At 34.9% G+C, this 12,482-nt stretch carries 12 protein-coding genes; 8 read left to right on the forward strand and 4 right to left on the reverse strand.

Annotated elements, in window-relative coordinates:
- Positions 1–286: 286 nt before the first annotated feature.
- On the reverse strand, positions 287–526 hold the full coding sequence (locus ACKU4N_RS12620; protein WP_321316726.1) for a hypothetical protein: 240 nt from the start codon (positions 524–526) through the stop codon (positions 287–289).
- A gap of 243 nt (positions 527–769) precedes the next feature.
- Between ACKU4N_RS12620 and ACKU4N_RS12625 the strand changes: the two genes are divergently transcribed.
- The gene (locus tag ACKU4N_RS12625; protein WP_321316728.1) at positions 770–976 is read left to right on the forward strand and encodes a hypothetical protein; all 207 of its coding nucleotides are present in this window, start codon (positions 770–772) and stop codon (positions 974–976) included.
- Between the two features lie 74 nt (positions 977–1,050).
- Positions 1,051–1,248, forward strand: coding sequence for an endonuclease/exonuclease/phosphatase family protein (locus ACKU4N_RS12630; protein WP_407937248.1), 198 nt, complete (start codon positions 1,051–1,053; stop codon positions 1,246–1,248).
- A gap of 236 nt (positions 1,249–1,484) precedes the next feature.
- Here ACKU4N_RS12630 and ACKU4N_RS12635 read toward each other — a convergent pair whose 3' ends face one another.
- Positions 1,485–2,393, reverse strand: a complete 909-nt coding sequence (locus tag ACKU4N_RS12635) for a phospholipase A (RefSeq protein WP_321316729.1) — start codon at positions 2,391–2,393, stop codon at positions 1,485–1,487.
- Positions 2,394–2,506: 113 nt separating this feature from the next.
- The gene (locus ACKU4N_RS12640) at positions 2,507–2,884 is read right to left on the reverse strand and encodes a RidA family protein (protein WP_156195974.1); all 378 of its coding nucleotides are present in this window, start codon (positions 2,882–2,884) and stop codon (positions 2,507–2,509) included.
- 71 nt (positions 2,885–2,955) lie between these two features.
- On the opposite strand from ACKU4N_RS12640, the gene ACKU4N_RS12645 reads away from it, so the two are divergent.
- Positions 2,956–3,528, forward strand: a complete 573-nt coding sequence (locus ACKU4N_RS12645; protein ID WP_321316731.1) for an anthranilate synthase component II — start codon at positions 2,956–2,958, stop codon at positions 3,526–3,528.
- 52 nt (positions 3,529–3,580) lie between these two features.
- Here the strand turns inward: ACKU4N_RS12645 and ACKU4N_RS12650 are convergent, their stop codons facing one another.
- The gene (locus ACKU4N_RS12650; protein ID WP_321316732.1) at positions 3,581–6,205 is read right to left on the reverse strand and encodes a putative LPS assembly protein LptD; all 2,625 of its coding nucleotides are present in this window, start codon (positions 6,203–6,205) and stop codon (positions 3,581–3,583) included.
- 164 nt (positions 6,206–6,369) lie between these two features.
- On the opposite strand from ACKU4N_RS12650, the gene ACKU4N_RS12655 reads away from it, so the two are divergent.
- The 5 genes from ACKU4N_RS12655 (at position 6,370) to ACKU4N_RS12675 (ending at position 12,260) form a co-directional block, all read left to right on the forward strand.
- Positions 6,370–7,548, forward strand: coding sequence for an N-acetylmuramoyl-L-alanine amidase family protein (locus tag ACKU4N_RS12655; RefSeq protein WP_321316733.1), 1,179 nt, complete (start codon positions 6,370–6,372; stop codon positions 7,546–7,548).
- A gap of 57 nt (positions 7,549–7,605) precedes the next feature.
- The gene (locus tag ACKU4N_RS12660; protein WP_321316735.1) at positions 7,606–8,835 is read left to right on the forward strand and encodes an MlaD family protein; all 1,230 of its coding nucleotides are present in this window, start codon (positions 7,606–7,608) and stop codon (positions 8,833–8,835) included.
- A gap of 389 nt (positions 8,836–9,224) precedes the next feature.
- Positions 9,225–10,655: a chromosomal replication initiator protein DnaA gene (gene dnaA, locus ACKU4N_RS12665; RefSeq protein WP_321316737.1), complete on the forward strand. Its 1,431-nt coding sequence runs from the start codon at positions 9,225–9,227 to the stop codon at positions 10,653–10,655.
- Positions 10,656–10,763: 108 nt separating this feature from the next.
- Positions 10,764–11,624, forward strand: coding sequence for an EamA family transporter (locus ACKU4N_RS12670; protein ID WP_321316739.1), 861 nt, complete (start codon positions 10,764–10,766; stop codon positions 11,622–11,624).
- Between the two features lie 24 nt (positions 11,625–11,648).
- Positions 11,649–12,260, forward strand: coding sequence for an IMPACT family protein (locus ACKU4N_RS12675; protein WP_321316740.1), 612 nt, complete (start codon positions 11,649–11,651; stop codon positions 12,258–12,260).
- The last annotated feature ends 222 nt before the right edge of the window (positions 12,261–12,482 follow it).

Genomic DNA, 12,482 nt, shown 5'->3' on the forward strand with positions numbered 1-12,482 from the left:
TAAATAATATTTATTGAATCTACAAACACTTATGATTACATACAAATAATACTTAATGATATTAATATGTACTGTTTTACTATTTGGCATCCATTTTCCAAAAAAGACAAGCAAACCGCCACAAAGCGTAACACATTGTATTCCAAATACAATTATAATTTAGAATGTTTTAAAACAAGCAATCTAAAATTTAAACAAAAATAAATTATCATCAATACCAGCAAGCTTCACAAAGCCGAAGATTCCATTCTGTTTAATTTATGGGTAAATACAAACACCTGCACATTTAATTGATATTTTTGCACGAATGCCTTTTTGTACCCGTGCTTACTAATTGTTCGCTGCTGCGTTGAGACATTCCGCCATTGCGCAGCAATTCCTGACTAGTGCGTTGAAGTATTCCGCCACTGCGCAGCAATTCATGACCGGTGCGTTGAAGCATTCCGCCATCGCGCAGCCATTCATGACCGGTGCGTTGAAGTATTCCACCATCGCGCAGCAATTCCTGACCGTCGCGTTGAAGCATTCCGCCAACCGTATATCGGTTTTAACAGGTTTGCATTTTAAACCAAGCTACCCGAAACAGCAAGAACTTACCTGCAACCAACTTTGGCTTCTTAATTTAGGATAAACCAACAGGGATTAAGCTTAACGCTTTATCAACAAACAAATATCATTTACAATTCGAATCATAATTTATATCAATTATGGTTTCCGCCTTGGAGGATTATGCTTAGATTTAGGGGTTAAAAACAAAAAAACCTAAATCATGAACTATCTAATCACATTATTTACACTTGCCCTTCACCTGTTTGCCATTATTGATGCTATTAACCACATTAATGAAAGAAATGGCGGATTTAGAATGGTGTTGGCATTTCTGCCTCCTGTAGCCGGGCCAATCATCTATTTTTTAACCCAAAGACATAAAACTGCAAAACATAGCTTTATGCAGAACAAAAAAAGGTATTCTTAAAATAAGTTATTACTTAGCAGAGAATTACAATATCATACAATCAATGAGTTATACCAAATACGGGACAACAAACCATAAGCTTCTACAATAGCAAAAACTTTTTTGATACAATAGATGATCTGGATAAAAATGATGATGATTTCCTTTCTGGTGTCACCAATCATTGGGCAGAGGATCCTTATTCAGGGAAATTTGAAAAGATTGCAAAATCAATTGCTTTCATACAAACAAATAATTGGCTCAAAAACAATGCTTACTATTCGGGCAAATAATTATCAGTAAAGGAATGATGCCATAGCGATGACCCAAAAATTAAACCGCAGAAATTAGGCATTCATCACAGTAAGAACCTACTCTATTACGATCAGCATAGCTGTATTTAAAAACCGACCAGAACACACAAAAGGCTGCCAATTCGGAAATTCGCAGCCTTTACTTTTCCTGTTAAAGTTTCAGAGAATTTATTTTACAGCAATAGTAGTAATGGGTGACTATTTTAGAATAAGTTCTACCTCCACTGAGTAAGCGAAAGACCTATACCAATTGTTGTTTGTTTGTGGTTAAAATCAATCAGACTCTCGCCATAACCGTGAAATAATTGAGCATTTAGTTTTAAATTATCCCAAATTTGTAAGGCATAATCAATTTGAAAGCTTCCCCTATTATTCTTACCAAAGCGCATAGAGTGTCGGGCAATCAGACTAATATCGTGCCGCCCTTTGCCATAAGCTGCCATTAGCTCTCCCCTGCCCATATAGTTTTGAATATTCGGATTATTATCTTTGTCGGCAGGCTCTTGAATACGTAACCAGGGTTTAAATATGATACTTAAATTTTTGCTTTCCCAGGCTATTTGCGCAATCAGCCTATTCCAACTACGCGACAAAGGATCGGATCGTCCGTTACTTTGATGATTTAATCCAATCCCTGCAAAGATGCCCTTTATTCCACATATTTTATATGGAGTCGACATGATATACATGATTTCGGGTTCGTAGTTCGTCTCTCGAAATGGACGAGACAAATCGGGGTTGTACACTTGCCATCTGGAGGTTTGAGTATATCCCATCCATATATCACCACCCAGTTTTGATCCCATTAAGTCATTAAAAACCTTCGTTTTAAAACTGATTTGAAATTTAACCTCAACCTGTTTTAGCGACATATTATCGGATACTGAATTATTGGGGTTATCACTTTGAGGTTTTTGATTGATGTTGTTGGAATAGTTACCCAATAATATATATACCGGTTTGTATTGCTTTACCTTAAACAATCCCGACTGATTACTAAGTGTATCTAAAAGATCCCATTGGTTGAGTAAAGAGATCTGTTGTTTCTTAAAAAAATTTTGTGCAGCAGAGCTAGTAACAAAAACGAAACTAATGAGGAGTAAAAAGTAGATTTTAAGTTTCATTGACTGAATTATTTTAAAGAAAGACCACATCGTGCAGCAAGTGAGCCTTTACTGAGAAAAAAGGCTGCCAATTCGAAAATTCGCAGCCTTATCTATTTTAACTTACGGTGAATTTATTTCACTGCAATGGTCTCTATTTCAATCAATGCACCTAAGGGAAGATCTTTAACGGCAAAAGCGGCACGGGCAGGACATTCTTCTTTGTAATATTCACCGTAAACGGCATTCATTTCAGCAAAACCAGAAATATCGCTCAATAAGCATGTCGATTTAACAACATCCTTGTAGGTATAGCCTGCTTCTTCTAAAATATAACCGATATTCTTCATTACTTGTTCGGTTTGCTCCTTAACACCGCCTTCTACAAATTTTCCTGTTGCAACATCAACTGGAAGCTGACCTGAAATGTAAAGTGTTCCGTTAGCTTCGACAGCCTGACTGTATGGTCCGATTGCTTTTGGTGCCTTTTCTGAATTAATAGTTTTTTTCATTTTGTTTACTCTTAGTGTTTGTAAAAATTTCGCTTATTTTGCGACATCAAAGTTAAAATAAAAAAGCTTGAATGAGAATAGTAATCATAGATAATTACGACTCTTTTACCTACAATTTGGTTCATATTGTTGAGCAGTTTTGCGAACAGGTAATTGTTATGCGGAATGATCAAGTCAACTGGAAACAAATAGAAAATTGTGACAAACTCATTTTTTCTCCCGGCCCCGGACTGCCTAAAGACATAAAAGTAATGGGCGAAATACTGGATCGGTATGCCAATACTAAATCGATACTTGGCGTTTGTCTGGGTATGCAATACATTGGAGAATATTTCGGTGCTGAATTAATCAACCTGAAGGAAATTGTTCATGGAGTTCCAAAAGCTACATTACTTACAGACGATAACGAACTTCTGTTTAAGAATATTCCTTCTCAGTTCAATTCGGGCAGGTATCATTCCTGGGCATTATCGAAAAATAATTTCCCTGATTGTCTGCGTATCACCGCAACAGATGAACATGATGTAATTATGGCCATCCGCCACAAAGAACTCGATTTATGCGGTGTTCAGTTTCATCCTGAATCCATCATGACACAATACGGCAAAGAGATTCTTAAAAATTGGATTCTCGCTTGGAAATAAAAAAGACCGGCATGAAAACATACCGGCCTTATCATATTATAGCTGCCTGATTTTAAAAATTTACATCCTGCCAAGCCTGTTTCTTTTCATACTTTAAATCGGCCAAAATCGAAGATTCAACATTGATTCGGAAGTTATAAGATTGATAGGCTCCGAATGGAATGGCATTAAAAGACATTTGCCAACAGTGCAAATCGCGGGTAATTGTAAATTGAGAGGCTGTTACTTCTTTATCTGTAAAATCATACCCTGTAGAAAAACTCACCTTCCATTTTGGAGTTAAACTAATATTTCCATTCATCCCAACATTCTGACGGACTGTACTTTTTTTGTTTGTTGATTTCGAATAAGTCCAGCCATAATCAATAGAAAACGACCAGGGAATGTCAAAATCAACATATCTTGTATCTCTCCATGGCTCATCAGTCTTATCATCTTTTTTGTCCTTCCCGCTATCTCCTTTTAGATCTTTTGCTGACAAACCAAAATCCAAATCGATGTTAGCATTTGTTAATCGTAGCCCAAATTCATCTATTCTTTGATTACCAGCATTCAACTTGTACGGATCGACAGTTGATCCGACACTTAATCCCAATTTTTGATTAAAAAGCTTCGTTCTTCCTGTCATTCTGATAACCGACCAATTTAATGAATCGGCAAACATGTTATATGATGTAGAAAATTTTAAGCTTTCTATGATTTTCACCTTTTTAAACTCCTCTGTTCCGGTTGAATCATTTGCCGTACGCATTTTCGCCTCAACATTATTATCCAAGCCAAAACTAATGCTTCCCGATTCCTGTGCTCCACTCGGAGTTCCGTATAAACTCTTATCAAATATTGAATACTCAACATCCTTACCTGTAGCTTCGTTTCGGTAAGTTTTATAATATTTACTTCTTGGAACTCCCATTTCAGGCGTATAACTCACACTAATACTTGGAGTCATCACGTGTCTGATAGCGGCTAATTTGGAGCTTTCCTTAAACGTGTACATTCCATAAATTTTAGGACTCAACGAAAGCGAGGCACTGGTCGAATAATTGTGTGCATACTTAAACCCCTGAATCGTATCCGTTCGAACACCACCATCTCCATCATTCAAGCTGGAATCCCAACTTTTACGGATTGATTTGGAATACAAAACACCTTGATAGTTTAAGGTTGGCGAAAGGGTAAGATCTTTGCTTAATTTGAAGTTGGTACTAATTGGAATACTATGCTGATAACCATTCTGCCAATCGGTGGCTAATGATGATTTCATCAACTTATATTCTTTGGTATTAATTCTATTTTCCAATTTTGATGAATAGCTCACTCCCACCTTATCGTACCACCTTAAATTAGTACTTTTCCCTTTTGCACGAAACGGGTAAATCTGAGTCATATTTAATGACATACTTGGCAAGGTGAGAGAAATTGTTGTATCCCTGCTATTCTGTGAGTGACGCAAACTGGCATTCAAACTAAACGGACTATCGGCCCATTTTTTACTGTACGAAATACTTGATTGCTTCTGATTATTTGTAATCTTTTGTATCGATTGTGAGTTGTTTCTGTCATTATTACTGGTCGAAAAGTTTACCGAAGCTGAAAATGTCCGATAAGGATTGGCCTTTGAATCCTGAGTATGATTCCAGCGAATCGCAAAATCTGTCGATTCTGAATAATCTGATAATCCTTTATCGCCATAAGTATTGGAATGATATTCTGTTGCAATGTTACCGCTGAAGCGGTATCTCTTCTTGTAACTGGATTCCATATACCCACCCCACGATCCATTGGCAAAAATATCACCGGTAACGGCCAAATCCAGATATTCATTGATAGCCCAATAATAACCTCCTCCACGAAGATTAAATCCTCTTCGTTGTTCTTCACCATAACTTGGAACAATTATTCCTGACGAATAAGATGAACTAAAAGGAAATAAAGCGAAGGGCAAACCGATAGGCATAGGTACATCTTCCAGTACCAAATACAATGGCCCCGAAACTATTTTATCATCCTTAATCATCTTGGCCTTGGTCATTTTCACATAAAAATGCGGATGAGGATGATCACAGGTCGTATATTTTCCATTTCTGAGATAAAAAGTTTTGTCATCGATACGTTTGGTGATTTCAGAATGAACGAATCCACCTTCCTGCTCGGTAATAATTTCATTTACCAGTCCCTTTCCTGTATCAAAATTGTATTTAAGCTCTTTACAGGTAAATTCTTCAGCACCATCTTTAAATTCAGGAGTATCAATAAATGTTCCCGTTGAATCTTTTATCCCGTAAGCAAAAGCTTCTTTCTTTTCCAGGTCAAGCTCAATGTAATAGGCCCTTAACTCAATCTCACCATATTTTACAAACGCATTCTTGGTTAAAAACACCTTTTGTCCGGTAAGAGAAAAAACAATTGTATCATCGGAATTGTATTCAATAGTCGCTTCGAAAAAAGCTTTCTTCTCCTTTTCAACAGAATCGGACACTATTGTATCGGACGAAACTTTTAACAAAGTATCTTTTTCAAATATTTTATCTTCCAACAAGTGTGAAAAATTCTCACGATTCCATTCTGTAACTGACTGATCGTTATCAAAATCATTAGTCAGATTAATAAACCCGAAGCTACTCAATGGAAATACTATTCCAATGAAAATAATAAAAACCCTTTGTAGTAATTTCAATTGCAATTTTTATCTGTTATTTTTGTAAAATAATCGAATTAAACAGCGCCAAGTTAGTTTGACCAAATTTAACAGTCACGCTTTCTTAGGACGCCAAAAATACAAATAAAAGTGCTATATTCCCTAATCGAAACGAACTTCAAAAACATTTTTTAAGTTCTTTTATGAAGATTTTTCTAATGAACATTATTCCGGAATACATATATCGTGGTCTAATTACAAGATCATCAGTCGTTTTATTACTGCTATGCATCATTATACTTCAACCTCTTGTTGCTGTATCGCAAAGCAATCATTCCAAGATCAATACTGTAGTTATTGATGCTGGTCATGGGGGAAAAGACCCTGGTGCCATAAGCAAAATTCTGAACGAAAAGGACGTTGTTTTAAGTATTGCACTTAAATTAGGAGCTTATATAGAAAAATATTTTCCTAATGTTAATGTTATCTACACCCGAAAAACGGATGTTTTTATTCCTTTGGATAGAAGATCAGAAATTGCAAACCAAAACAAAGCTGATTTATTCATATCCATTCATGCCAATGCAAATGATAATTCTTCCATTAGCGGAACTGAAACTTATACTTTAGGCTTGCATAAAACAAAAGAAAATTTAGCCGTTGCGATGAAAGAAAATGCTGTAATGCTCTACGAAGATGATTACAGCACAAAATACGAAGGATTCGATCCTCAAAATCCTGCCTCCTATATCATATTTAATTTATTACAAGGTATGAATAGGGAAAACAGTATTAATTTGGCAGAATTAACCGAATTTCAATTTAAGACAAGAGTAGGCCGTCACTCGAGAGGTGTTCGTGAAGCCGGATTCTGGGTTCTGAAGCAAGTCAGTATGCCATCAATATTAGTAGAAGTTGGTTTTGTCTCGAATCCTGCCGAAGCTAACTACCTGAAGCATGCTGAAAATCAAGATTATCTAGCCAGTGCAATTTTCAGAGCTTTTCGCGATTACAAAGATAAAGTTGAAGAATCCAGCGTAGTCTTGGAAAAGAAAGTAGAATTAGTGAGTATTGACACAACTGCAGCAACGCCTGTAATTAACGAAACGCAAACAAGTTCATCACTGGAGTATTGTATTCAGGTAAAATCTTCTTCAAAACAAATACCTTTAAATTCTAAAGCCTTTAATCATCTCGAAAATATTAAAGAGCGTATGAGCGATGGAGTTTATAAATATACTGTTGGGTCTACTGACAAGTACAACGAGATAGTTGTACTTCAAAAAGAAATTAGAAAAGTAATTAATGATTGTTTTGTGGTTGTATTTTACAATGGAAAACGAATTTCCCTGTCAAAAGCAAAAAAACTTCAAAAAACATAAGTAGTTTTACCATCAAATTACGCACAACAACCCAATCTTAAATTAAAATACCGAATTATGAAATTTTCAAAAGACGCAAAAATAGGACTTGTTGTTATTGGAGCCATTGTAATTTTAATTTGGGGCGTTAACTTTCTTAAAGGGTTTAATGTATTCTCCAGCGAACAAGTTTTTTATGCAAGATACGAAAGGGTTGATGGATTAAAAAAATCAAGCTCTGTTACATTAAAGGGCTATAAAGTTGGCCAAATTAAATCCATTAAATTTAGCGGTGCCTCGGCAGACCATCTTCTGGTTGAATTTGCAATCTCTGATCAATTTAAACTTCCTGCCAATTCTGTTGCCCGAATTGAGAGTGCAGACATCATGGGTACAAAGGAGATTAAAATTATTCCCGGAAAAGGAAAAACCCTGCTTCAAACAGGTGATACAATTAAGGGAAGTATTGAAGGTGATTTAAAAGAACAGGTAAGCATGCAGATGTTACCTCTTAAGAAAAAGGCTGAAAAATTAATGTCTGGTGTTGATTCAGTACTTACAGTAATACAGTATATATTTAATGAGAGCACACGTGATAATTTAACCAGAAGCTTTGGTAGTATTGAACAAACTTTTAAAAAACTTGAAAATGCGTCCGGTACTCTCGATACGATCATTACCGGACAAAAAAGTCATTTCGAAAATATTTTTGCAAATGTGGATTCAATAACAGGAAATTTAAAAGACAACAATAAAAACGTATCTACTATTCTATCTAATTTTTCAAATATTAGTGATTCCTTATCTGCTACCAATATTGCACAAACCATAAATAATGCAAAAGCAACCCTCAAACAAACAAATGCAATTCTTGAAAAAATAAATGCAGGAGAAGGTTCCATGGGCTTATTAATTAATAACGATACCTTATACACAAATCTGGAAGCCGCATCAAACAGCCTGACCAATTTACTAATCGATGTAAAGAACAATCCTAAAAAATACATGCACTTTTCATTATTTGACACAGGAAAAACTGTTTATATGGATTCTGAAAAATCTCAAAAGAAAAGAGATAAAGAAAATCAAGTTTACTATAAGGTTCAAATTATGTCTTCTGCCTCCCAAATACCTTTGGATGACACGGCATTTAAAGGACACAGAAAAATTGAAGAAATCTATTTCAACGGAAGATATAAATACACAATTGGAGAAACTCAAAACTATAAGGATATTATCAGACAACTTAAAAAAATTCGTGATGATTTCCCTGATGCCTTTATAATTAAGATAAGCCCTGAGAATTGACTTATATTTAACGTCTGTGATTATAGTAAATCAAAACAACTTAAACAACTGAATCTCTACCTTGTAAGATCAGTTTAATAACCCACTTAACACACCCTGTTTTATGTTTACTTTAGATTGATTACAGATTGCGTATTTAAGACCTTAAAGTATCCTATTCGGAAATCACTAACAACCAGAAAGTTAAACAAAATACATGCGTAAATAACTGTTTATTAGCACTTTAAATTATTTCTTTTTTTTTACGTTTCTGTATCCCTTGTTTTATATAGAGTAATAAATGTTTTTTAAAAGTCAATAGTTAAATAATTTTTTTTTCATTTTTTTTTTGACAATCTTGCATAAGCAAAATTTAGCACACCCTACATTTTTAAAACACTGACACAGAAATGAATAATCATCACCTCCAGGTTTGGAATAATTGCTTGGCTGTAATAAAGGACAACGTGCCCCCGATAAGTTACAAAACATGGTTCGAACCAATCGTACCATTAAACTTGGAGAACCAGATCCTGACATTGCAAGTACCAAGCCATTTTTTCTACGAATATTTGGAGGAGCAATACATTGATATTCTAAGAAAAACACTGCGAAAAGAAATTGGCAACAGTGCTAAATTGGAATACAATGTTGTGATGGAGAATAATCACATTGCAAATTCTAAACCTTTTTCAGTTGTAGTTCCTGGAAATAATGGCACAAGCACAAAAAATCGTCCGGTTAGTATGCCTTCTGATAAAGAAGAACTAACTATTCGAAATCCTTTTGTTATTCCTGGAATTAAGAAATTGCACATTGATTCGCAATTAAATCCTGATTATTCATTTGCAAACTTTATTGAAGGTGATTGCAATAGACTTGCAAGATCAGCGGGTGTGGCTGTTTCTGAAAATCCTGGAGGTACAGCTTTTAATCCATTGGTATTGTATGGTGATTCCGGTCTGGGAAAAACTCACCTGGCTCAGGCAATTGGAATTAAAACAAAAGAATTGTATCAGGATAAAACAGTATTGTATGTAAGTGCAAACAAATTCCAAACACAATTTACTGAAGCAATCAGAAATAATAATAAGAATGACTTTCTTCATTTTTATCAAATGATTGATGTTTTAATTATTGATGATATTCAGGAATTAGCAGGAAAGGAAAAAACACAAAATACATTTTTCCATATATTTAACCATCTTCATCAATCAGGCAAGCAGTTAATTCTTACTTCTGATAAGGCTCCAATTGAGTTGAAGGGAATGGAGAATCGTTTGCTTTCAAGATTTAAATGGGGACTTTCGGCGGATCTGCAGAATCCGGATTACGAAACCAGAGTCCGGATTTTACATCAGAAAGCATATAAAGATGGTATTGTACTTGATAACGAAGTTATTGAATACATCGCAAGTCATGTAACTAATAATGTTAGAGAATTGGAAGGAGCATTAATTTCTTTATTAGCTCAGTCTACCTTAAATAAAAAAGAACTTAATCTTGAACTGGCTGTAACCATTATCGACAGGTTGGTGAAAAATACAAAGCGAGAGCTTTCTATTGATTACATTCAAAAAGTAGTTTGCGATCATTTTTCATTACCAATTGATGTGTTGCAGGTAAAAACTAGAAAAAGAGAAATTGTACAGGCCAGACAAATAGCAATGTACTTCTCGAAAACACTAACAAAAGCTTCTTTAGCTTCCATTGGTTCGCAAATTGGAAAAAAGGATCATGCTACAGTGTTACATGCCTGCAAAACGGTAAACAATTTGATTGATACTGACAGAGGTTTCAAAACTCAAATTGACGAAATCGACAAGAAACTAAAAATGTAATTTTATTACTAACTATTATATTACTACCCTGAAAGCAGATTCATTTTGAATCTGCTTTTCTAATTTTAGGTAAAGTATTTTTCACTACTTTGCGCAAAAATTAAGACTATGCTCAATCTACTTTTCGCTGTTATAACTTCTACTGGAATATTTATCACTTTTAAATATCTGGAGAAATTCAAAATTGATATTCTTCTCGCTATTATTATAAATTATATAACGGCTTCTTTATGTGGTTATTTCCTAACAAACACGACATTCAATTTTAGGAATCTTATTCAACAAGACTGGTTCAATATATCCATATTAATTGGAGTTCTTTTTATCATCGTATTCTTTATCATTGGCCGATCGACACAAAAAGCAGGCATATCGGTAACTACTCTGGCTAGTAAAATGTCCTTTGTTCTTCCCTTGCTTTTTTCCATCATGTACTATCAGGAAGCCATAACTGCCAAAAAAATTTTCGGGATGATGATTGCAATTAGTGCGGTATTACTGAGTATTTATAAAGAACAGGGCAGCAAGATAAATCGCAGGTATATTTGGTTGCCAATACTCCTTTTTTTTGGAGCAGGAACCGTTGATTCATTAGTTAAATATGCGCAACAGGAGTACTTAAATTCCGGAGGAACAGAAGAATTTTCGACTCTGCTTTTTGCGATTGCAAGCATGGCAGGATTAATCACTTTACTTATTCGTAAAGATAAATTTCGTGACCTGTTCCGTCCAAAAGTTTTGGTTGGAGGAAGTATTTTAGGACTTGCTAATTTTGGCTCACTTTATTTCCTAATTGCCTCATTAAATAATTCAGGATTTGACAGCTCAGTGGTTTTCAGCATTGTAAACATTGGTATTGTAGCTTGTTCCGTATTTATAGGTTTGAGCATTTTCAGAGAAAAACTGAACAAAGTAAATATATTGGGAATACTGCTGGCATTTATTGCTATTTTTATCCTAACAAATTAACTCAACGAGTATTTTGAACAAGGAATGAGCAACGATACTTACAAAACAATCAATCTGGCATCGGAAGGCCTGTACAAGGAAAAAGGAAGTAAATTCATTGCATATGCCTACCCCGTAACCAGCGAAGAGGAAATAAAAGAGCATATCGCCAACCTAAAAAAAGAATACTACGATGCCCGCCATCATTGCTATGCATATATGCTTGGCGCTGATAAATCTGAATACAGGGCAAATGATGATGGCGAACCTTCATCTACAGCTGGGAAACCCATTTTAGGTCAAATACTATCGAATGATATCACCAATATACTAATCGTAGTTATTCGCTACTTTGGTGGGACTAAACTAGGTGTAAGTGGTTTAATACATGCATACAAAACAGCTGCTGCTGATGCCATTTCCAATGCCGAAATAATTGAAAAGACTGTAAATGATATTTACGATGTTAATTTCGATTATCTGGTTATGAATGATGTAATGAAAATTATCAAAGATGACCAACCGGAACAATTGGGGCAGGATTTTAACCTAACTTGCCAAATCACCTTAAGTATCCGTCAAAGTGAGGTCGGTAAAATCATCGAAAAATTTTCGAAGATCGATAGTGTGAAAACAGAATACGTCAAAACCATTTAGTTCTTTCGATATCAACATTATATACCAATCCATTTCCCGACTGATTTTTTCACTCAAAAAAAATGTTAATAATTAATCGATTTCTGATTTGATTTTCAGAATAATTTATGCCTATATTTGTAATCTAGAATGGAGATACAACTAATTCAATCTAGAACCGCCAACTATACCAAAAGAAGTAAAGACCTTTACTCCTTTTTACACATTTTCCATTATTTATTT

The organism is Labilibaculum sp. (assembly GCF_963664555.1).
GTDB lineage: Bacteria > Bacteroidota > Bacteroidia > Bacteroidales > Marinifilaceae > Labilibaculum.